General features: G+C 61.2%; 20 protein-coding genes. 7 read left to right on the top strand and 13 right to left on the bottom strand.

Annotated features, from left to right (window positions below; all coding sequences use genetic code 11):
* The first annotated feature begins 131 nt into the window (after positions 1-131).
* The 4 genes from ACOJB8_RS33645 to ACOJB8_RS33660 are packed head-to-tail and all read left to right on the top strand — an operon-like array spanning position 132 to position 1301.
* Positions 132-386, top strand: coding sequence for a hypothetical protein (locus tag ACOJB8_RS33645; protein ID WP_475016408.1), 255 nt, complete (start codon positions 132-134; stop codon positions 384-386).
* Positions 387-399: 13 nt separating this feature from the next.
* Positions 400-675, top strand: a complete 276-nt coding sequence (locus ACOJB8_RS33650) for a hypothetical protein (protein ID WP_475016409.1) — start codon at positions 400-402, stop codon at positions 673-675.
* Positions 676-733: 58 nt separating this feature from the next.
* Positions 734-955, top strand: coding sequence for a hypothetical protein (locus ACOJB8_RS33655; protein WP_475016411.1), 222 nt, complete (start codon positions 734-736; stop codon positions 953-955).
* 25 nt (positions 956-980) lie between these two features.
* Positions 981-1301, top strand: coding sequence for a hypothetical protein (locus ACOJB8_RS33660; RefSeq protein ID WP_475016413.1), 321 nt, complete (start codon positions 981-983; stop codon positions 1299-1301).
* A 134-nt stretch (positions 1302-1435) separates the two neighbouring features.
* Here the strand turns inward: ACOJB8_RS33660 and ACOJB8_RS33665 are convergent, their stop codons facing one another.
* From ACOJB8_RS33665 to ACOJB8_RS33700, 8 genes are all read right to left on the bottom strand, one after another.
* Positions 1436-4588 (bottom strand): LPD7 domain-containing protein, encoded by a 3153-nt coding sequence (locus tag ACOJB8_RS33665; RefSeq protein ID WP_475016414.1) that lies wholly within the window; start codon positions 4586-4588, stop codon positions 1436-1438.
* 2 nt (positions 4589-4590) lie between these two features.
* On the bottom strand, positions 4591-4950 hold the full coding sequence (locus tag ACOJB8_RS33670) for a plasmid mobilization protein (RefSeq protein ID WP_475016416.1): 360 nt from the start codon (positions 4948-4950) through the stop codon (positions 4591-4593).
* A 736-nt stretch (positions 4951-5686) separates the two neighbouring features.
* On the bottom strand, positions 5687-5866 hold the full coding sequence (locus ACOJB8_RS33675; RefSeq protein ID WP_368619411.1) for a hypothetical protein: 180 nt from the start codon (positions 5864-5866) through the stop codon (positions 5687-5689).
* Positions 5867-5868: 2 nt separating this feature from the next.
* Complete coding sequence (locus ACOJB8_RS33680) at positions 5869-6297, bottom strand: hypothetical protein (RefSeq protein ID WP_475016418.1); 429 nt, start codon at positions 6295-6297, stop codon at positions 5869-5871.
* A gap of 92 nt (positions 6298-6389) precedes the next feature.
* A complete protein-coding gene (locus tag ACOJB8_RS33685) occupies positions 6390-7220 on the bottom strand; it encodes a DUF932 domain-containing protein (RefSeq protein WP_475016420.1) in 831 nt (276 codons plus the stop codon).
* A gap of 475 nt (positions 7221-7695) precedes the next feature.
* Positions 7696-7887: a hypothetical protein gene (locus ACOJB8_RS33690; RefSeq protein WP_475016422.1), complete on the bottom strand. Its 192-nt coding sequence runs from the start codon at positions 7885-7887 to the stop codon at positions 7696-7698.
* Positions 7888-7962: 75 nt separating this feature from the next.
* The gene (locus ACOJB8_RS33695) at positions 7963-8808 is read right to left on the bottom strand and encodes a hypothetical protein (protein WP_475016423.1); all 846 of its coding nucleotides are present in this window, start codon (positions 8806-8808) and stop codon (positions 7963-7965) included.
* A 160-nt stretch (positions 8809-8968) separates the two neighbouring features.
* Complete coding sequence (locus ACOJB8_RS33700; protein ID WP_475016425.1) at positions 8969-11080, bottom strand: ParB/RepB/Spo0J family partition protein; 2112 nt, start codon at positions 11078-11080, stop codon at positions 8969-8971.
* 323 nt (positions 11081-11403) lie between these two features.
* On the opposite strand from ACOJB8_RS33700, the gene ACOJB8_RS33705 reads away from it, so the two are divergent.
* The 3 genes from ACOJB8_RS33705 to ACOJB8_RS33715 all read left to right on the top strand — a co-directional run bounded on the left by ACOJB8_RS33705 (position 11404) and on the right by ACOJB8_RS33715 (position 13286).
* Complete coding sequence (locus tag ACOJB8_RS33705) at positions 11404-11817, top strand: antirestriction protein (protein ID WP_475016427.1); 414 nt, start codon at positions 11404-11406, stop codon at positions 11815-11817.
* A 650-nt stretch (positions 11818-12467) separates the two neighbouring features.
* Entirely contained in the window at positions 12468-12776 is a 309-nt protein-coding gene (locus ACOJB8_RS33710; protein WP_475016428.1) for an XRE family transcriptional regulator, read from the top strand.
* 24 nt (positions 12777-12800) lie between these two features.
* Positions 12801-13286, top strand: coding sequence for a hypothetical protein (locus ACOJB8_RS33715; RefSeq protein ID WP_475016429.1), 486 nt, complete (start codon positions 12801-12803; stop codon positions 13284-13286).
* Positions 13287-13382: 96 nt separating this feature from the next.
* On the opposite strand, the gene ACOJB8_RS33720 is transcribed toward ACOJB8_RS33715, so the two are convergent.
* The 5 genes from ACOJB8_RS33720 to ACOJB8_RS33740 all read right to left on the bottom strand — a co-directional run bounded on the left by ACOJB8_RS33720 (position 13383) and on the right by ACOJB8_RS33740 (position 20940).
* Positions 13383-13574, bottom strand: coding sequence for a hypothetical protein (locus tag ACOJB8_RS33720; protein WP_475016431.1), 192 nt, complete (start codon positions 13572-13574; stop codon positions 13383-13385).
* 2 nt (positions 13575-13576) lie between these two features.
* A complete protein-coding gene (locus tag ACOJB8_RS33725; protein ID WP_475016432.1) occupies positions 13577-13789 on the bottom strand; it encodes a hypothetical protein in 213 nt (70 codons plus the stop codon).
* 393 nt (positions 13790-14182) lie between these two features.
* On the bottom strand, positions 14183-17896 hold the full coding sequence (locus ACOJB8_RS33730; RefSeq protein WP_475016433.1) for a tetratricopeptide repeat protein: 3714 nt from the start codon (positions 17894-17896) through the stop codon (positions 14183-14185).
* Between the two features lie 368 nt (positions 17897-18264).
* Entirely contained in the window at positions 18265-19530 is a 1266-nt protein-coding gene (locus ACOJB8_RS33735) for a replication initiation protein (RefSeq protein ID WP_475016435.1), read from the bottom strand.
* A 711-nt stretch (positions 19531-20241) separates the two neighbouring features.
* A complete protein-coding gene (locus ACOJB8_RS33740; protein ID WP_475016437.1) occupies positions 20242-20940 on the bottom strand; it encodes a TrfB-related DNA-binding protein in 699 nt (232 codons plus the stop codon).
* Positions 20941-20955: the final 15 nt, after the last annotated feature.

Raw genomic sequence — 20955 nt, forward strand, 5'->3', positions numbered from 1 at the left:
CCCGAGGGCGCAAGACAAGGAGGCGGCAAGCCACCACCGCCACCCGGTGGCCCGCACGACGCAGGCAGACCAGACGGCCCGCCGCCGCCTGAGCTTGCTTCCAGGTGTGGCCCGCCGGAAGGCAAGCCGCAGTGACAACGTTGAAACTCGTCGCACTGCCGGGCTGTCCCGGCGAGCCCGACCTGCTCACCGGGAACGAACGTGAACCGTTCATCCTCGTGGACCTGGCTGGTGCCGCGAAGCTCCGTATTGAACCGACGTCCGCGTGGTCGCACAGCACCTTGCATGCAGTTCTGGATCGCCCAGACGTGAAGGCATTCGTGAACGGACACTACGGCGCCGATTCGTATCTCGGCGGTCAGTGGATCGGCAGTTCGGAGGTCTAAGGAAAATACGACAATGAAGAACCTGCTTTTGGTGCTTGGGCTGTCGATGACAGCCATTCTTTCGTCCACGGCATCCGCGCAGATGCTTGGGATCGATGTTTTTTCTCCGGTCGTCGTGAAAGACACGCGGCGATACCTGGTAGACGTTCAGCCGAATGGAACTGACAAGCGTGCGGTAGGAGGCGAATGGCTGATTCGCAACGGTGCCGTCTGCCATGAAGAAACCTACGGCCCAGCCAGCACGACGGCGAAGGATTTTAAGTGCGACCAACGCGGCAACCCGGTATAGGAAACAAATGCGACACACGCTAATCAGCACAGCACTTTTGGTGATAACAGTCGCTTCCATGACAACCGTGCGCGCGCAGGGCGCATTAGGCGTGGTGGATCAAACCGCCGATGCAGCCAGCGCGAGGGTCGTAGCCCAACTTCAGCAGGATATGCATCAACTCGATGAGAAGCGCCAGCGCCGCGATCTCGGTGAAACAGTGATGCTCAAGCAATGGGAGACAGAAGTTTGTGATGCCAGAAGAGGCGGCGGCCCTGATATGAACTGGATGGTCGACTAACTCAGGCGCGCACGGTAGAGGAAGCATGTACGAACACCATACCCTGTTGAGTATCGTGGTTGATCTCGCGTTCTTTTGGCTCTGGTTCGCGGTCTATCAATGGGTCGTGCCGACTGGCGGTGCGCGGCGGATCGCGGGCATCGCTGGCATGGCATTAGCTTTTGCCGGATATCTTGAGCTAAGCGCATCCTTCTTCGCGCGCTGGGACGCATCCCGGTACTTCGACGCGTGGTCGATGCCGCTTACGCTGTTCGAAAAAATCGGCGCGCTCGCCGTGGTCACGGCCATTGCATTGCTGGTTGTGGCGAATCGCGGCACCAAGCGCCCGGCAGTGGCTGCGAGCTGATGATTCACGCCGCGGTTGGTCAATTCGCAAGGGGTTAGCGCGAACGACGGTTAGTCGCATTTCCCGCTAACCCCGTTTCGCGCTGAAGACTGCTGCAACCCTGCCCGGCAACCAGGTCGCGAACGACGCGCGCCTTATCGCTCGAGGCCTGGATCGTGCTCGGAATCTGTCCGATCGCCCCGCTCCGGATCGCTGTCGGGCGCACGCCCCTCGCTGCGTCCATCCCGAATCTGCCGTGCGAGCGCACGCATGGCTGTGTCGTACTGGCGTTGTGCCTGCCGCTGCTCGGCATCCAGTGCATCAATCTGCTCACGCCGCGCATCCATGATGTCGTTCAGCGCCGGCTCGTCAAAGCGGACATTCATCCGCAAATCGGCCGCCATGCGAGCTGCCTGCTCCTGAAAATGCGCCGGGCCTTCAAGGCGGATCTCGCGCCCGAACTTCTGTGCTGCGAGTCGCAGCGCGTTCTCGATGGCTGCATCCTGGGTGGTCCAGACGCGCACCGAGTTGCCTTCGTCGGACATGACATTCACGCCGCTCAGCTTGTACGTGACGACGCCGTACCGGTCCACCTCGTGGGTCAGCCCTCCGGCGAAAACAATCGCATTGTCTTCGCGATCGCGCGGCGGCCGCAGCGACAATCCATCGTGTGCCGGTGGATCGATCGGGCGCAACCGGCGCAGTTCGCGTAGCGCCGCGGTGTCGCCGCCTTGCGCCCTCTCCTGAAGGAATTCGCGGTAGTGCTCACCAAACGGCAGGCGCGACGTGCGCCGCAGCGCCGCCCTCTCCCCCTCGATCGCAGCGCGCAGGCTGCTGTCCCGCTCGACTTTCTCCATGCGTGCGAGCGAAAGTGCCGCACGTCGGTCGGCCCGGCTCAGCGCATCGTCTGCCTCGATGCGTGACCGTGTGGCCTTGTAGTCGCCCACAGAGGCTTGTCGCCGCTCCTTCTCACTGGCGCGCTGCGCCTCCCACGCGTTGCGCTCGCGCGCGATCTCCGTTTCGCGATGCCCTTGAAACTCCTTCCAGAGCGAAAGATGCGGCGCGCGCACGGGAGCGTGCGAAGGCTCGCGGCCCAGCTGCCGGGCATACGTGTCGCGCAGGATGCGTGCTGCCTCGACCCAGGGCAGGTGCATCTCCTTCGTGAGAAAGTCCGATACATTCAGATTGCGCGCACCGCACTGGATGCGGTCGCTGCCGTAGCGCCCCTTCGTCACCGCGTATTTGCTTGCGATCAGCCCGTGACTGTGCGCGAGGGCAGCGAGCAGGCGGCCGGCATCAAGTGACTGCCGGATCTGCTGAAACTCACCGAGCACGGCGCTATGACCGCGATACTGCCGCTCGACGTGATCGCGCGCGTGCTGGTGGAGTGCGCTGTCCTTCTCGCGGCCCGTCGATTCACGTGCGCGATCGTTGAAGCGGCCCCGCTCCCGCTCGGGTCGCACACGGCTTGCCGACCGTGCGGACGCGAGGCGATCGTCAGCGCGACGATGCACCGGATGACGTGCGCCCGCCTCCATGCCCTCGCCAAACGCCCACATGCGCATCTCGGCTTCCTCAAGGCCCCCGAGCGACGCTGCCGTGACCTCCTGACCGGCATCGCGCCGCCCTGCCCCTGCGCCATCCAGGAAACCCGGCACGTCGCGCAGCGAGCCGATGTCTGCGAGTGACCCGCCTTCCGGGTCCGGCGCGTAGGGATCGACAAACGCGATACCGCCTTTCAGGCCGAACTCCTCGATGTCGAACTTGCGTGCGCTATCGGCAATCATCATCGCCCGCTCGTCCGGCCCCGCGAACGCGAACGCCTGGTACATGCCCGCCACCTGGGCATCCAGCCCGCTCAGGCGCGTGCCCGCGACGCCCGCGCCTTGTCCGCCTGCTCCTGGGCGAGCGCCAGGCCATCGCAGCGCTTCAGGGCGTGTGGCTCCGACGTCTCCCAAGTGTAACGATGCATGATCCGGCAATAGCAGCGCAATTCCGTCTTGGTCGATTCCATCCACATTGAAGCCGGGCACACCTCGCAGACGGTCGGCGGATTCGGGCGCTTGGCTCGCTCGATCTGGGCCAGCGTCAGGCTCACGATCGACTCCGATTCCAGCATTTCTCGCGACGCCGCGTCCGTCCTTTCCTCCGGCAACGGGGGCAATCTCCGGCTCGCCGGCGCCGCAGTAGCCAGGGTGCCAGTCGGCTCCGATGCGCTCGGTGTAGCCTCGTTGCTCTCGTTCAATGTGCTCATGGATGTGGTCCTCGCTGAAACGTTGGTAAAAGCGCTCCTCGCGCTCGGCCAGCAGCGCCTGACGCGATTGCATGTCGGCCTGCTGGTAGAAGGGGTAAGCCTTGAGGTTGCCCCCGTTGAAATACTTGACTTCCTTCGAACGCACTTCGTGCCACTCGGCGAGCGTTGCGCTGAGGTCTTCCGGCGTCGGCCGCACTGCACCCGCCTCGGAATAGGCGTCCTCAAAGCGCGAACCGAGCATCGCTTCCTTGCGATGCGCCTCGAGCTCGATGAAGTCGCGCGAGAACACGTACTCCTTCAGGTTCACGCCTTTTGCTGCGCCCTCGGGCTTCACGTTCTCATACTCGGATTCGCGACCCTCGTTGCGGGTACGCCTCTCGCCGAACTCTTCCAGCAGCGCCCGGAAATCCTCCTGGCGCTCGATGCCCCGTTCAAGTACCGCCTCCAGAATCGCAGCCTTTAGCTCGCGGTTCCCGCCGGTGAACATGTCGCCCTTGTACCGCGCGATCATCTCGGATGCATCGGTCAGATCCGCACGCCGATGGTCTTTCGGGCTGGCGAGCCCGTAGCGCTGGTTGATGTGCTCCTGGAACGCATCGATATAGCGTTCCTGGTACTTGACCATCGCGAACGGATCAAGCTTCTGGCCGCTTAGCAGGTTTTCCTTGGGCACGACGATATGAATGTGCGGCTTGCGCACGACGCGCTCGCCGCTCTTGCGGTGCTCGTATGCCTTCACACGCGGCAGATGGGCCTCCGCGTAGAAGCAGTATTCTTCCGGCCGGTAGGCAGCGAACATGAAACGCTCGAAGTCTGCGGTGATGTCCCGCAGCATGCGCTCGTCGACCACATCCTCACGAAAGGACAAGGTGATGGTCAGGTAACGCTCGCCGTCACTCTCCATCGCCTCGATGATGTGGTTGGCCAGATCCAGGTCACCCGCGAGAATGACCCGTTCATCCAGTTCATCCCGCCCGAGCTCACGCCCCTGCTTCTGCCCGGTTTCCAGGTACTCCTTAACGCCAGCAACGTGGCCCTTGATGCGGATCAGCATGCCTAGTCGATGCTCCCCAGGGTCGCGTTCAGGTAGCGGGAAATAAACTGCAACTCGTCCAGCAGGCGTTCATACGTCGCCTCGGTCAGCTTGCCCTTGACGTGCTCCGCATTCGCCCGGTGAGCAAGCTGGTTGATGTTGTTGCCCGCCCTGCTGATGATGAAAAGCAGCCGCTTGCGGTCAACGGTTGGCCTCTGGCGGGCGACGATCTGCGTGCGGTTCTCAAGTACTGCCTGCCGGAAAAACTCCGACTGCGTGAGTCCCGACATTTCGACCTTAGCCAGATACGCCTCACGGTCTTCGTCCGTGAGACGGAATGCGATCGGCTTGCCGAGCCGCTTGGAGGGCGTCTTCTCTGCCAACTTGCCAGCCTCTCAATGCACGCGGCACGCGTCCGCATTTTTACGCGATCGTCGATCGCCGGTGTGGTTTTCCACGCGGCCCTGGCCGCGGGGGTTTCAAAGGGGGAACCCCTTTGGCACGTGGTATTTTACGGGGCACGTAGTGACCCGTAAACATACCTGTCGTGCCTCATAGTCTCCAAAAATTACGCGTCATCGCACGGGCCACAACATACTTAGGTCACCTTCGGGTCAGGTTCGGGTCACTCTCGGGTCACTATCGGACATGTGGGCGATTGCGCGCCGGAGTCAGGTCACTTCTGGGTCACGTCGGGGTCACTTTTGGGTCACTTCTGCGTCACGGGTGACTATTGCACCTGCGAAGCGCTCAAGCCCGAAAAAGACAGTGGGGCACAGAGGCCCAACCGGATTGCCCCGGCGCTGCGCGCCGGGTCGCCGCTCTCCCCAGAGGGTCCCCGTGCGGCTCAATCCGGGCGCGACGGTGCGCGCCGATGCGGCTGTGGTGCGCGGCGGCTCAAAGAGGGCTTGCAGGAAGGGGGGCGGCTCGGGCGCGGCGGGAAAAAATCGCGCGTGAGGGTCGCAAGGGCGTGAAGGGGCGCGGCACAAAAGAAAATGGCGGAGGGTGCAGCAACACCCCCCGCCCTGCCTGCCGTCAAACCTAGCTGGAGTCAAACGGATTCGGCACCGGGAATTCTAGCGCGGCTGCGCGGTTCCCGGTCGAAAAATTCGCCGTGGTTCAGGCCAGTACGATCCCGTACCACGGTTCGAAGCGCGCGAGCAGTGACCATGCCTCGCCGCGTCGTAGGTAGATGAGCCCGTGCAAGTTGCGCTGCATGGCCGTGCGGCACTGCTGCGCGACCTGCTGGGCGCTGGTGCAGTAGACCGAATGCGCGCCAGGCTGATAGATCCGGTACATGGTCACGCCTGCCCGCCCGGTTGCGCGGTCACGCGCCGCACGATGTCATCGTGCGAAAGGCCCGCGTCATCGCGCAGCTTCCAGTGTTTCCCGCTCGCGCGGTTGCGAACGTAGATATAGGTGACGTTTCCGCTGTAAAACTCGCAGAACATGAACGACTCGAAACCCGCCTCGCCGCGCCAGTTCAGCGGCGGCATGACCTCAAGCGCTTCGTAATACTCCCGCTCGGTAATAGCCTGCGGCGGTTGCTTCAGCGCGGCGGACTGCTGCCGGAGAAATTCCGCCTCATCGCAAAGAATCGCGCCGGGGTGGTCCTCCGCGATCTCTTCCAGCGTGCGGCCTTGCCAGTAGGAAATACAGCGGCCATCGGGCATCTCGCGCGCGTAGTCGATGGCGTGCGCCGTGCCAGGCACATAAAAAACCTTGTTCATGCTCTCACTCGTCCCTTGCTGATTCATTTTCGGCCTGTCCGTCATTCCTGATTGACCGGGCAAGCTCGACGCCTGCCCGGTCGGTGAGGGGCTTAGCCCTTCAGGTGGCGCATTTCTTCAGCAAGAATCCACAGCGCGCGGTTGAGTTTCACATTCTGGTCAATGCCCGTAACCGGGCGCGTCACGGCGCGGCGGCCCGCGGCGTTGCGACCGCTGAGGCCACCGCGAACGATGTTTTCCTGCACTTTGTTCAGCGTCGTCCAAAGGTCCGGCGCGCGATCCTCCCAGCGGCGCACGCCCAGCAACTGGCGCTCGGTGACGGGGGGCGGCGTCGTGTCGGTCGGCTCGTACTTGAGCGACAGGGCGGCGCGTGCAAAAACGGTCTGCTCTGCCTCGCTCAGCGTCAACGCCTGCATGCCTTCGCGCTGCTCGTCTACCAGTTCAAACGAATCGAGCACGCGAATCGCCCCCTCAATCACGTTTTCCACAACGTCGCCCTTATGGGGGATGCGAATATCGTCCATGACGTCACCGCACACCATGCCGTTTTGGCAAATGTGGCGGAAGTGGCCCGCGAGCATCTGATACGAGCTGGTTCCGTTGTGGCTGTTGAGCAAAACGATCTCGTTAGCTCCCGCCGTCGTGATCTGGTTGGCGTGCCGCAGGCGGATCATGTGTTTCGTGTAGTCACGGTTCGCGGAGTCGCGGACGCGGGTCTGCGCGACCATGAAGGGCGAGAAGCCTTCGTCCTTCAGCTTCGCGAGCACGTCGCCGGTCGAGATGTACGCGTAGCGCTCCGAGCGGCTTTCGTGCGCTTCGCGCGCGAAGATCGAGGGAGCGACGGCGCGCATCTGGTCTTCGGTCAGCGCGACTTCAGAACGGTACACGTGAGCGTTGCGGGCAAACTTGGATGAGAGTTGCATTTGAATAACTCCAGCTAGGTTTTTAGGGAACCGGCGGGGCGGTTGCTGCCGCCTGCCTCCGGTTATCGCCGCGCTGTGCAGTGCGTCGATGTAGTTATTATTCCAGGTCTGTCGCTTCTTTTCAACAAGTCGTTTACTTGTTTATAGTGGTTTTATTTCGTTTCATTACAGGCGAATCTCTCGCACTCCGAATCATTGTAATCGTGCGGAAACGTCAGGCATACCCCCTTCCTGCGAGCTATCGGGGCGTCGCACACCACAGGCCTTTCGCGCGCGCCGGCGCGCCCGGATTGAGCCGCACGGGGACCCTCTGGGGAGAGCGGCGACCCGGTGCGTAGCGCCGGGGCAATCCGGTTCGGACGTGGTGAGTAGCGGGTGTTTCGTGGCAAGCAGCCGCAGGCTGCGTGATTCCCCCGCGCGAGAGCGCGGGGGCTGGAGTGGCAAAGACCGCCCGAGATTTCAGGCGGTCTGGTGGTCAGTGGAAGTAGCGGCGCGGCAGCATGGTCACACAGACAACACTGCCGGGCTCGCGGAGGGTGCGCGCCAGGGCGTTGAGGCAGGCCCAGCCAGAGGTGAACGGCGCGGAATAGACCGTCTGCGGCAATCCGTATTCGTCCGCAGCGCGCGCCGCAAACGAGATTGCCGCATCAAGTCCGAAGAATTCCATCGTCAACCTCCATTTCGAAGCGCCAGGGTGTCCCGGCCAGGCGGGTGGCGCTGCCCGCCTGGTGGGGCAAGTCGGTCAAAGTCCGTCCGTGATTTCTACGGGTTGCTCCCAGGGTTGCCAGTCCGGGGCGGCGCGCAGGCTGTCGCGCACCGCGCGCAGGTCGCGAATCGCGGTACATATGCGCCGCTCGGCCTCGTCGCGCATGTCACAGCCCTCGGACGTTGCAAGCTCAACGAGCAGAAAGCTCAACAACCCGTCGCCGCACTGCTTCATCGCCATCCGGTATTCTTCCTCGCGTTCAAGCTCGGCCATGTGTGCATACTCGCCGCCTGCGTAGCAGTCGAGCACGGCGCGCTGCGCCGGATTCAGCCAGGGACGCGTGCGTGCGAGCCGCAATGCCGTGCCGATCTTTTCCCGCACCGATGTCGCACGCGCGATCCCTTCATCATCGGCACCGTCCGGCACGGATGCGAGGGCCGCTTCAAGTGCCCCGGCGAGCGTCGGCGAAGCGACGAGACTGCCTGCCTGTGCGAGATTTCTGACGACATCGAGCAGCGCCTCAGACTGATCGGCATCGTCCGCGCTCCATCGCGCCACGTCACAACTCAATGGCTCGCGGCCCGGTACGAGCCACCGGTACGCGTGCAGCACAACTTCGTGAAAGGGCTTGCTAACGGCGTGATAGCCGAGCCGGAACGCGCCGCCCTGCTTTCGCGTAGCGCTGCCGTGCGGCTCAACGCTGCGTGGGATGGTGAATGGGCCAACCTTCGCGCCAGGGACCGCCTTCGCGGCAATTTGCGCGATCAATTCGTCTTGCCGCGCTTGCGGCACGCCTTGCGCGCTCCACATCTCGCGCAGGACAGTCTCGGGGTCACGGGCCGGGCTATCGCTTCCGGTCGTTGCGTGAACAATCTCGCTCATGTTGGCTCCGGTATCGACCAGGGCAGAAGGCCCGGTCATGCGAAGCATTGTATTGAAATTCTCGACGTTATACAATCATCTGACTTGTTAATATCAGAAGCTCTCGCGCAACAAAAAACCCCGCTCTCGGCGGGGTTTCAGGGGTATCTGATGCGTGCAATCAGGCGGCCAGCGCCATCGCTTCATCCTCCGGCTCGTTGGTCGTAGCGGCGGCTTCGGCGTCCGCTTCCGTCGAGCCAGCTACTGGCTCGGCGTCGGACGTTGCGTCTGCCTCGTCCTCGGCGCTCTCGTGTGCATCGTCGTCCATATCCTCGTCGGAGCACGCGTAATAGTGCGGAATGGCGGGCACGTCGCGGTTACGCAGTACGCTCGGCAGCCATCCCGTCCCGGCAAGGCGCGTCTCTGCCGCCTTTACTGCGTCGGCCTTCTTCATGCTGGCAAGCGACGCTGCGGCCTCGCCGTCCACCGCTTCTGTCACGGCCTGGCCGATGCGCTCCTTCGAAACGTGGTTCAGGTAACCCCCTGCGGTCACGTGCCAATGGCGCGTCATGTCAAGTTCAAGCGCCTCCGATACCAGGTTGATCGCGTGCGGGCTGTCCGTGCCGTTCACGCCGTCCACCAGCGCCGCAATGCAATAGGACAGAAGCCCTGTGGTGATATCGTCGTCAGCCTCCATCAGCCACGGCATCAGCTGTTCCGGGTTCGACGGCATCAGGTTGCGCCACTTGTCGCGCTGTGCCTGGATTTCCTGCCAGGCGTTGCTGTCGGCCAGATCGTCGGCAGCGCGCACCAGCGCGTCGTCAGTCGGGCGCACGTCCATCTGCAGCGCACTCAGATAGCGAAGCGCACCAAGTCGCCCGTCAAACACCTTCGGGATCAGCCTGTGCAGCAGGACCGCGACCGCCACGCGCGGGTTAGCCGCAAGCTCGACGCGCACAGCGGCAGTGCGATGCGCTGTCAGACGGCGGCAAAGCGCTTCGCTATGCTCGGGTTTGACCTTCTTCGGCGCTTGCGCAGCGCTCACAGTGGCGACGCTGCTGCCCGCCGAATGCTCGCGCCGCAGCAGTCCGCGCTTCACGACAAGTTCCCCGCCCCTGCCGACCATTACGAACGCCCCTGCCGCCTGCTTCTGCGCGTCCGTCCACGCCTGCAGGCTACGGTCGAATTCTTCCAGCGCTTCCTTTGCCGCGTCCTCAGCGTCGGACAGGCTGTTTTCCAGTTCCTCGTCGGGTTCGCAATCGCTGTCGTAGTACTCGGACAGCGCGCCGCCGGTCTGCTCCAACTTCTCGGCCAGCGCGTTTCGCGCGGCTTCCTCGTCGGGCGTCAAGTCACGCATCGCGGGCCTCTCCTGACCGAAGAAAACCAGTTCCGACTGCCCGCCGCGCGCGCGGATCTCGATCCACTGCCAGCCCTCGGCACGCACCTCGTTGGCTGCGTCTTCGAGCTTGTCCGCGACCAGGCGATTGAGCAATTCATGGTCCGCGATATAGCCCGCATCCTCGCCGCTGAACAGGTCGCGGCGTACATAGCCGCCTGCCGCCTCGTAGGCTTCGACCGTCACAAAGCGCAGCGTGTCGCTCGTGCGAATGTCCGCTTCGTCGCCAATGATCGCTTCGCGCAGATGGTACGGTTCACGCTGCCAGGGCTGCTGTGCGCCAAACCAGATACGTTCCTGCGTTTCGTGGTCGGATGCGAGCACAAGCGTCGTCGCCTGGTCCCAATCCATTTCATCCGTTCGATACAGGTCCATCAGTTTCGGCGCAAGGCTTGCGAGCTTGACGTGGCGACGCACAGCCGCCTCTGACACGCCGAACACCGACGCGATGAACCCGGCCTCCCGGCCTTCCTGCAGCAGCAGGGAAAACGCCAGCGCCTTGTCGGCAGGGTGCATGTCCTTGCGTTGCTCGTTCTCGCTCAGCGAGCCCAACAACGCGTCCGCTTCGGGCACGACAAGCACCGGCACCTGGTAGGCATCCGTGATCCGCGCCTGTTCCAGGAGGAGGTGCAGCGCGACGAGGCGGCGCTGCCCCGCACATACGCCCAGCTGCGCATTCTTCCCACGCTTGCCCGCGATGCGATGCGCGACGAGGTTCTGGTTCACGCCCTGTGCAGCGATGTTCTCGGCCAGGCCTGGAATTTCGGTGAGTTCGGTTTTGCGGACGTTGTGCGGCGACAGCGTGAGTTGCTTGAGCGGCACATACTCAATGCGCCCTGCCGTCTCGGCGGCGGTGGAAGTCGTGGCGGGATGGGTGGCATTAGAAACAGCAGGCATCAGATTTCTCCAGTTTCGACCAGGGCAGTTGCGCCCGGTCATGTGAAGCATCATATCATCCCCTCAACGCTTATACAAGCAGCTCACTTGTTTATGTTTCAATGGCTCTGCGATGGTCCGCATGGCGGCACTCTGCACGTTTGGGGGCGCTCCAGTTCACTCTACGCGCAGCGCTCGATCTACACCCAAGGCGGCGACACGCCTGAGGCCACGGACCGCAAAATATTTAATACAAGTATTGTGCTTGTTATAGAAGTTAAGAGGTGATATGATGTTCACATGGCCGAGCATATCGCCCTGGCCGAATTCCGGAAGCCAAACCGATGAACGAATCCACCCTACCCGTCGTTGCCACTTGCGTTCCCAGCGAGCGCCGCATGTCCTTTCTGCCGAAGCATCTCGGCGCGCACTTCGTTACCGGCGAAGCGCTTGTCTATCGCTGGGCATGCCTCCTGACTGAAGACAACGATGGCGGTGTGTGGGAGTTCTTCGAGCTTTCCAATGGCGGCTTCTACCTTGCGCCGCGCTCCCCCCAGCGATTCACCATAACGTGCAACCTGAACCAGTTCACCGGCCAGGTGAGCGCCGACGCGGCAGGCATCATCTTTACGCTCTACATGCTCAACCAGTTGGCAAACCAGACGGAGGAAGACAGGCTGCTTGATCAGTACTACTGGCTTCGTGATTTTGCTACGACGCATCCTGAATACGCTGCAATCTTTGGGGCGATTGACTGACGCCGCACGCGGACGATCGCGCCGCGCCCAGGGGCTGGCCGCCTTGGGCGCGACCGACCGGCGTTCCGTGCGACGCTGAGGGGCAGGCATACCCTCCCCTTGCAAGCCAGGGCGTCAGCCGGACCGGGAAATGGATCGCGCGCGCCGTCGCGCCCGGATTGAGCCGCACGGGGACCCGGTGCCGCAGGCACTGGGGAGAGCGGCGACCGGTGCGTAGCACCGGGGCAATCCGGTACGGCCCTGGCGCCAGGTCGGTTTGCCCAGGCAAGCGGCCGCAGGCCGCGTGACTCCCTCCGCGCGAGAGCGCGGGGGGCTGGATGCAATGAAACGCCTCGCGCGTCCGCAATGTGCGGCAGCGGCGCGGCGGGGTGCTGTTCCTCGCGCAGCCATTGGCTGCGTGACTCTCCCGCGCATGCGGGAGCTGGATCGCCTGGCGCCGGTCGGTAGGCCGGCGTGCGCGCCGACGGCCGCCGGTCATGTTCGACGGGCGTGCTCCGCGTGACGCAGGCCTGACGCGCCCGGCAGGGCGTGGCAGGCCTGCCGATTTTTTTCGCAGCCGCGAGGCTGCACTTTCCCGCGCCCTGGCGCGGGCTGGATAAACTAGCGTCTGATGCCGCCACGATGGGGCACGGCACAACAGGATGAAAACGATGGACAAGCAGAATCTCCCAATCCGCCCGGAATGCTTTTGCTCCGCAGCGAGCTGGACTCCTCCAACCGGCGAGGAAATCGCGGCGCTCGTGCGGCACCTGGGCTGGTCGTCTTCCCAGACGGCGGCCTTTCTCGGCCTCACCACGCACCGCAAGGGAACTGCGTGGAATGATGCGGACGCGCGCAAGGCCGAAGGCGGTGGCCGCAAGGTGCGCCAGTGGATCGGCGGCACCACGGCGATCCCGTATTCGCTGTGGGCGCTTCTCGCCTACAAGGCGGGCTATGGCCCGATCTGGGACCAGGAGTAAGCGGTGACAGACGACGGAGAACGCATGCGAACCAACCGGCGCGACGACGCACAGCAGCTGCTCGTGGACCTGGAGACGCGAACGCGTCACGCACTCGCAGGCCCAGCACGCTCGCTCACAAGCCAGGTGGCCGATGTGCTGGACCTCATCGAGGCGGCGCAATCTGTGGGTGTGTACCGGCGCGAGCTCGTGGCGACGCTCAATGCTGCCGGAATGACGATTGCGCTTCCGACACTCGAAACGGCGCTCAAGCGTGCGCGCAGGCGGTCGCGCGAAGCCGCCCGATCCGCGGGCGCAGCGATAGTAGCGACCACGACGCAGGCGCCGGCTTCGCCGAGCGCGAAAGACACAGCAAACGCCGTCGGGCAGGCTGCGCGGTCGCTCGAGCAGATCCGCAGCGACAGTCCACACCTCACGACCACCGAGGCGCGGCGCTTGCGCGCGGAAAGCATTTTCCAGGAGGCGAAGCCGCAGTCGTCGTCTATCGACAGGTTCAACCCGCGGCGCTAGCCTACGTGCGGTGAAGCGGCAGTTCCGTGGGACGCGGGAGGAAAGGCGCCGCCTGGATGAGAAGCGCCCGGTACAAGCCGGGCGTTGACTTAACGGTTACGCGGGGCGGTGACGCGCACCCGCAGCGAGTTCACAGCGGATGCGCGATTCGCATTCGTGAAGCGCCTGCCGCGCCATGACGCGCATGCGCACTGACCAGTAGCGGTTTGCGCCGTCTGCACTCATCAGGCGCCGTGCCTGGAAAAGGGCGAGCATTTCGGTGCGGGTCATGCCGATTGCGTTTTTCATGGTCAGTGAACGTTTGCGCCGAAGACGTGGGACAGGACCGCCTGTTCGGCTTCGATCGGCGTCGCGCAGTTCACCACGGCGCAACGCGCACGCACAGCGCCTCGTGCATCCACGTAGCGGCGGAAAAGCATGGCGTAGGGATTCTTGACGTCGGTCGACGCGAAGCCGAAAACGGGCGTGTCCAGTACGGCAGTTTCGAGGTAGGTCAGGTTCATCGGATGGTCTCCGGTTTGGGCCAGAGCGGAATGCCCGGCCATGTGAACCATCATAACAGAACACGCCACATTTAACAAGCATAATGATTGTTAAATGTGGCGTGTTCCTTTTCCTATTGGAAGAGTCACAGTTGCTACGCTAGTTGTGTCATCAAGTCACTAAACAACCGTACTGTGTCCCTTGGGAGCCGACGTCGTGCCAATGCCGGCGCCCCCACGGTACAAGGCGGGCGGGGGGGAAACCATATGCTTGTCGACAGTCAGATGGCCGCCTGCCGGTGTCCGGCCAGTCTCGGGCACTCGACGCCGGCATCTACATCGTCGACTGAGTGAAGAATCTAACGCTCTAACTGATGACGAACGTGGTTTTGTGCTCGAGGTCGACGAATGTCATCACCGTTCAACAGTGCGATTATTAATTTGAGATACACGTTCCAAGATTTCATCGGCTTCGTCAAAGCGTCGCAGACGGCGTAGAACCGAGCCAAGACCCTTCAGCGCAGATGCTGTCTCAGAATGCATTGGGCCCATTGTACGAACTCTTATATCAACGACATCTCTGAATAGCATCTCAGCTTCGGAAAACTTACGTTGCTCGGTGAGCGAATATGCGAGGCCCAACATTGTTGTAGCAACCGCTGGATGATTCTCGGGATACGATGCCCGTCGTATGGACAAGACGTGGCGAAAAAGGTCCTCGGCCTCTTGGGGCCTCCCCTGTCTCGAAAGCACCGAAGCCATGCCTTGCAACGATGCCGCCTCCATTTTCTCCGCGTTGTGTTCCCGAGCAATTTCGAGGGCGCGTCCAAACCACGTATGTGCTTCGTCAAGTTGACCCAAATCGCAAGCGAGCCATCCAAGTTCCAATAGGATCTGCGCTGTTCGCAAACGGTCGGTATTGTACGATTCTTCCCTGATAGCCAAAGCGTGCTGCAGCATCGCGGTTGCTTCTGTAAATTGCCTACGCCGGCGCAATGCCCAAGCGAGATCGCACAGCGCAGTGGCCGTGTCTGGATGTTTGGAGCCTGATGTCTGCTCCCTTACTCTCAGGGCGGATCTGAACAGCTGTTCTGCCTCTTCAATTCGACCTTGTTCTCCACAGACATACGCGAGGCTCTGAAGCGTGGTTGCAACCAACGGATGCGTTACGCCGAAAAATGACTCTCTTAACGCAAGGGCGCGGCGCAACAATGCCTCCGCCTCGGGGAGTTTGGATTGCGTTTTGAGAACAGCGGACTGGCCTTGCAACGCTGCAGCAGTTAGCCGATCGCGCACATCGAGAAACTGCGCCATTTCGCGAACCTGATCGAAATGAGTCAGAGCTTCGTCAAACCTATCCTGACCCAATGCAACCCAGCCCATCTCCAGCAGCACATCAGCGATATCTGCGTGTGTCCTGCCTACCACGGCCTCACGGATCGTCAAACAGCGATGCAACTCCTCTGATGCCTCGTCAAATCTTCGAAGGAGGCGCAAAACCCAGCCAAGGTCACGGTGAGCGCGCGCGACGTCGAGGTCTTCGGAAGAGGTCGCATTTTCAATAATCGTCACCGCACGCCGGAACATGTCCTCCGCTTCGCTCCAACGCTCTTGTTCTGCCAACGAGCGTGCCAACCCTCGCAGCGTGTCAGCATATAAGCGGGGCGAAGCGCCCTGAGCCACATACCGCAAATCGAGCGCCTCCCTGAACAACGGTTCCGCTTCGTAAGATTTCCCCTGGCTCAGAAGAGCAGTACCAAGTCCATGTAGCGCGCTCGCGCGCACCGCATCGCTGCCGGAACGCCCTTGCAAGGCGTTCAATACTCGACTGTAGAACGATGCAGCCTCATCAAACTTCTGTTGGTCTTGCCGAAGAGCTCCGATGTCAAGCAGTAACGATTCATCTGCTTGCTCGAAGAGCAATGAGACCTGACATCGTTCGAGGATCTTTTTAAGAGGAAGCAGGAACGCTAATTTTCCCCCCCCGGCTACAACCACACCGACGGCATCTCCGTCCTCTGTGACCACGAGCGATCCCGAATCTCCAGGACGGGAAAAATCCTCACCTTCAACAGCTATCACGTCTGAGAAAATTGTCGGTCCTTGGCTGGAGGTAGCATTAATAATGCCTGCGACCGATGCAACTGTACCCTTTCCACGTGAGCCATCGGCCCCCCACTTATAAACGGTGCCTCGTCGTTTATCCTCCAATAACGTTAGCGGGTCGGACAATACACTACGAAGCTGGCGCCCCTCGGGGGCGATCCGGAACGACACATCCGCATTCGGCTTAAACATGATGCAAACGATGTCTTGCTTTTCAGATTGAGCAAGATCCCCGTCGAAGGCCACCACCCGGCAAACCGTCCCAATCGACAATTCGCCCCTCGGTAGCCTCATGTACGCTGTCAGTCTCTCTTTCGCATCGGACTGGTGGGTCACACACACCCCGACTATTTCATTTGTGACGCTATCCTTTCCGATGCACGTGAGAGGAAGCCATCTTGTGGGGGACGGTTGTTCGCCAAACGCTACCAGCACACCTGGGTGAAGCGGATACGCATGGGTCGTTGAGTCTAAGGATCCGTGCAGCATTGCTATCTCTTGGTCGAATGAATATTGCACCGGCAAGCCCAAAACATTCTTGGGCCAGAATTCAAGCATATGTGCGCTATTCGTGGACGTAGTTACTTTTAACTCGTGCCTGTCCGCGACTCTGACTGTAAATACATTCGCCTCAACATCCTGCGCCTGGAGTGCACCTCGAAGGATCCTACCGGCGTCAGTGGTCAGCTCCGGCATTTTTCGCCCGACTGCAGGAAACTTAGCTCGTGGGCGTTTCTGGAAGTAGTCGGCAGGCCACAACTCCTGACGTAAAGCATCTTCGTGTTTGCGAAATCCGTCGCTGCGCAACTCACCGACGGCGTCGTCCGAAATGATGCCATCCAGCGCGCCAGAAGCACCATGGCGTAAGACGATTTTGCTTGCTTTGACTCTCTCTGCGTCGCCATCGTAGGGCAAGAACATCGCCCCATCCGAATCCGAGCCAAGCGACCCTCTGAGCGGCGACACCAATCCTTCATTTATCGCGACAGCTAGCAAGAGACGATGAATCGGTGCCGTTCGGTAATCAAATGGAGCAGCAATACGATGAACGAGATTTACAAAAGGTCGGTGCGGGCCTTTCGCTAACTCTTTCGTTAGGAATTTTGTGACGGTAGGGCGGCGGGCAAGATCTAGATACTTCTCCTGCAGGAGGACACTGCGAGCGTCGACGTCTACCTCAGCTGCGGCACCTTCTTCAATCGCAACGATTGGGTTCTTCAAGGGCTGAAATTCCATTGCCGCCCGGAACAGGATCTTTCCGCGCTCGAAACCGCTATAGCACACACGAAGGCAATCGATTAGAGCACCGTCTCCAGTACCGCTCACCCATACACGGCAGTCTTCAGTTATTCGACTGCGCTCGAACTCGCTATCGTGCCAGTACGGTTCGGCTTCGATGTTTGGCAACCCTTGTTCTGGTCCGAATCCAACCGCCGCAATGACAATCTCGAATTCCTGAATTGCGCTATCTCCGTAATGGAGCGTGACTCCAGATGCGTCGGCGATTATCTTACTTACCTTGGCAGGTCGTTTCTCCTCGGCCGCCGAAGCGAAATACCGCTCCCATTGGTCCCGTATAAGTTTAATGACGTCACGCGTCGGAGCTGCGTGCCAATTCAAAAACGGCCAGTCAGTTAGCAACGCCAGTGACTCTTTTGGCCAAAAATTAATGGTTGGATGTATGTATCTCTTGTCGGTTTCACGCTGCTTTGCGCAAAGTTCGTAGTCGGTTTCAAAGAGCGTTACGTCGGCGCCGCAGGCGATTGACGCTGCGGCTGCGGTCAGCCCGGCAATACCACCGCCAACGATGCCCACTGTACGACCAGCGAGACTTACCTTCTCGTTAAGCGCCCAGATCAGATTCAGCGATCGTCGCTGTTGAGAGGCGAAGCTCACGCGCTCCGCAGTCGGACCAAGAAAATAAACATTGGGATAGCGCGCTGGGAGCGAAAGCGAGTTCAGCACGGAGTCGACGCTGTGCAAGGACTGCGGCACTTCGCTGTTAGTGTGCGGTGTATTCATTCGTAAGCTGATTCTCGAAGCAGAGCAACGGATTGACACCAGTCGTCTCTTGTCAGTCTATCGATGGTTAGGGTGAGTCTCGTATTGGTATGGTACCGCTTGCCTCAGATCTTGTCTGGGGCGCACTATGATGCGTAGGTAGCTCTCGGTCAATTTACTTTTTCCTGAAGGCCTCAGCAGTCGACAGTATTTCGGTGGTATGCGCGCACACGACTGACCCGCCTCGCGAGCAGTATAGGCGTTTGCGCTCAGATCAAAGACCGGTTCAAGCGAGCGCATCTCTTTGACGTTTCGAATGCAATGACTTGCGCGTTACCCGGACACACAGGCCTCGGTGATGCGCTGAGCAGAGCGGATTGCGAACAGGCTCAAGCAGCTAGTTCTTCCTGCGTCGCGACCTCTCCTGCCGGAGTATCCGATTCCAATTCCGGCGCGATTCGCGCACGCAACCACGTCATGAACGCCGTTTTCTGCAGCACGTTCCGGAATTTACCTGTCTCCCGGTTGTACGTCGAAGCCTTGCCGCCCTGCCCTGCGTAGGCGTCCACGTGGGCGCCCATCTGCTCGACCGACAGTGCGAGGATTGCGGCAGTGATGGCGCGAGCGCGCGCCTCGGCGGCCGGCTGCGCATCCGACACGGGCGCCGCACGCTCTTGCGGTGCGGCCGGCGCTGGATCATCCGGAAACAGTTCGAGCGAACTGCCACTCTCGAACACGCGCCGCGCGTAACCCGAAATGTTGCTCTTGATCGCCTTGTCCTTCAGCTTCTTCTCGACATACGCGATCGTCTGCGCGGCGCGCGCTGCGTCAGCCTGAATCCACGTGACGGCCAGCATGTCGCCCAGGCCGATCTGCATCATGCGGCGGTACGTCTCCGTGCCGCGGATCTCCTCAATCGCGCTAGGCAAAACAGTCTCGTGCAGCTGTCCCTGCGGGTTCTGAGTGATGATGAAGCGCATCTCGACGACGCGGCGGCCTTCCTTGCGGTACTCAGGCTCAACAAGGATATTGGACACCTTGTTGACCTCTGCCACGGCGGGCTTGATCACCATATTGGCGAAATGCTTGAATTCGTCATAGGTGGCCGCCTCAGCGCCCAGCAACTTGCGCCACACCTGAAGTGGCACAAACCGCGTGCGGCCCACGCCCTTGAAGCGCAGGCAGTTTTCGAACAGCGTGAGCGCGGAGCCCTTCTTGAAGCGGTTCTGCACGTTCACGTCGATGAGCGCATAGACGTCCGGATCGGCCAGCATCTCGGCGAGCTTCGTGGGGTACTCGTAGCTGCAGATTCCGCCAACGATCTCGGCCTCGGCGATCATGTTCGACTTTCGCCAATGCGCGGGTTGGTGGTCCGTCTCCAGCAGGTCGAATTCGATCTGCGTGCTCATGATGTTCGACAACGCGGCCTTGAGCGTGTCCACGTTCTTGCTGCCGGTCCATCCGACCATCGCCATCAGCATGGCGGTGGGAATGGTGAATACCTTCTGCGTGCCCAGTTTGTCGTAGGCATTGAGCAGCATCACGTTGACCAGCTTTCGCTCAAGCAGAGAGAGTTGACCGCTCACGTGGATCGCTGCGGCCGCCTTGCGCAGCGGCCGATTCGGCAGGGACAGCGATGTTTTCTTTCGGGGCATGGTAGAGCGGGTTGCATGCAGTTTTACGTTTGCCATAGGTCGTACTAACGGCACTTTGCGTTACGACCTTTAGCCTGGATCGCAGCGCGAGGCGCTGGATGTGCGTCAGGCTGCAGGCCCGTAGCGAGCGAAACACCCCCAAAACCACGACCTTTGCGCTGCGGCTGTGGACAAGCGCGCTGCCCTTCCCGCGTTCTCCAATGAAATCAGGGCACTGCAGACTGCGGGCCGCGCGGGTGTTTCGGAACCCAAATCCACGACCTTTCCCCCAAACTCACGACCTGTCGGCCCCAATCCTACGACCCTTCGCAGGGGTAGCGAACCCAAATCTACGACCTTTGGAACCCGAAACCACGACCTATCGCACTGCAGGCCCCTGATTTCAGGGGATTTTCCGGAGCTAAAGGTTTTAAAGGTGTTGTCTTTTAAAGGTAACAACAACAGCGGGTTGTGTATTAGAGAGACTGGATGATTCCCGACCGCGCCCCGGTTAGATGACGTGTTGCGTCAACATCGAGGCGCAAATGACTCGTTGGAAGAAACTTATTCATCCTTACCTCTAAACATGACGCTATGCGTCAGGCATGTACATCGCGTAAAGGTCGTGCTTTCGGGGGCTTTTCGCCTGCAACGGCCGCAAACTTGTCTTCCGCGCGTTTTCGAGCGCATCTAAAGGTCGTGGTTTTGGGGGCGTTTCCGGTCGTGCGGTGCTCAGGCTTCGCGCGCACGGCGCCGGGGAGCCGGTGCCGCGGTCGGTGTGGTCTGTGCCGCACGCCAGGCTTCGATCTGCCCGCGAAACTGCGCGACAAGTGCAGGCGGCACAGCAAGCGTTACCCAGCCCTCGGGCACGTCCGCAGCTGCAAGCGCGGATGGCGTCGTGTGAAACAGCGCCTGACGCAGATGAACGATGTGCATCCAGACCTGTTCGGTAGCTTCGCGCACCGCTTTCTGCGTCCACTCGCAGGCGGCTGCTATCTCGCGCATCGAGCTGCCGTCGACGACGGCCATGCGTGCGACGCGCACGATGTCTCGATCGAGATCGGCAAGCCCGTTCTCGAAACGCGTCCATGATTTCTTCGTCAGGCGTCCGCTGAAGTGCCTGTCACCGCCACTCTCAGGAACCGACGTCCAGCTGGCCGGCCCCATGTCCTCGGTAATGACATCCTCTGCGCTCTCATCAGGATTGAAACCAGCTTCGCGGGCCTTTTCGAATCGCCCCCAAACGGTGGCGACGGCATTGTGGACGGCCTGCTGCGTCCAGCCAAATTCCTTCGCGATGATCGCCTGACGCTCGTTGTTGACGATCGCGCGGCGTGCCGCCTCGATGCGCCGTTCGTCGAGGTTGATCAGCCACGGCATCAGCCGTGCGAAGGCGGCGGCGGAAAGCCGTTTCGTGGAAACTCGACCCATGATGACACCTGTTGA

It is taken from the genome of Paraburkholderia sp. BR10141, assembly GCF_056155635.1.

Excerpts from the sequence above, each read along its gene's own strand:
- ACOJB8_RS33650 (WP_475016409.1), top strand. The coding sequence starts at position 400 with ATGAAGAACCTGCTTTTGGTGCTTGGGCTGTCGATGACAGCCATTCTT.
- ACOJB8_RS33655 (WP_475016411.1), top strand. The coding sequence starts at position 734 with ATGACAACCGTGCGCGCGCAGGGCGCATTAGGCGTGGTGGATCAAACC.
- ACOJB8_RS33660 (WP_475016413.1), top strand. The coding sequence starts at position 981 with ATGTACGAACACCATACCCTGTTGAGTATCGTGGTTGATCTCGCGTTC.
- ACOJB8_RS33665 (WP_475016414.1), bottom strand. The coding sequence starts at position 4,588 with ATGCTGATCCGCATCAAGGGCCACGTTGCTGGCGTTAAGGAGTACCTG.
- ACOJB8_RS33675 (WP_368619411.1), bottom strand. The coding sequence starts at position 5,866 with ATGTACCGGATCTATCAGCCTGGCGCGCATTCGGTCTACTGCACCAGC.
- ACOJB8_RS33680 (WP_475016418.1), bottom strand. The coding sequence starts at position 6,297 with ATGAACAAGGTTTTTTATGTGCCTGGCACGGCGCACGCCATCGACTAC.
- ACOJB8_RS33685 (WP_475016420.1), bottom strand. The coding sequence starts at position 7,220 with ATGCAACTCTCATCCAAGTTTGCCCGCAACGCTCACGTGTACCGTTCT.
- ACOJB8_RS33690 (WP_475016422.1), bottom strand. The coding sequence starts at position 7,887 with ATGGAATTCTTCGGACTTGATGCGGCAATCTCGTTTGCGGCGCGCGCT.
- ACOJB8_RS33695 (WP_475016423.1), bottom strand. The coding sequence starts at position 8,808 with ATGAGCGAGATTGTTCACGCAACGACCGGAAGCGATAGCCCGGCCCGT.
- ACOJB8_RS33700 (WP_475016425.1), bottom strand. The coding sequence starts at position 11,080 with ATGCCTGCTGTTTCTAATGCCACCCATCCCGCCACGACTTCCACCGCC.
- ACOJB8_RS33705 (WP_475016427.1), top strand. The coding sequence starts at position 11,404 with ATGAACGAATCCACCCTACCCGTCGTTGCCACTTGCGTTCCCAGCGAG.
- ACOJB8_RS33710 (WP_475016428.1), top strand. The coding sequence starts at position 12,468 with ATGGACAAGCAGAATCTCCCAATCCGCCCGGAATGCTTTTGCTCCGCA.
- ACOJB8_RS33715 (WP_475016429.1), top strand. The coding sequence starts at position 12,801 with ATGCGAACCAACCGGCGCGACGACGCACAGCAGCTGCTCGTGGACCTG.
- ACOJB8_RS33720 (WP_475016431.1), bottom strand. The coding sequence starts at position 13,574 with ATGAAAAACGCAATCGGCATGACCCGCACCGAAATGCTCGCCCTTTTC.
- ACOJB8_RS33725 (WP_475016432.1), bottom strand. The coding sequence starts at position 13,789 with ATGAACCTGACCTACCTCGAAACTGCCGTACTGGACACGCCCGTTTTC.
- ACOJB8_RS33730 (WP_475016433.1), bottom strand. The coding sequence starts at position 17,896 with ATGAATACACCGCACACTAACAGCGAAGTGCCGCAGTCCTTGCACAGC.
- ACOJB8_RS33735 (WP_475016435.1), bottom strand. The coding sequence starts at position 19,530 with ATGCCCCGAAAGAAAACATCGCTGTCCCTGCCGAATCGGCCGCTGCGC.
- ACOJB8_RS33740 (WP_475016437.1), bottom strand. The coding sequence starts at position 20,940 with ATGGGTCGAGTTTCCACGAAACGGCTTTCCGCCGCCGCCTTCGCACGG.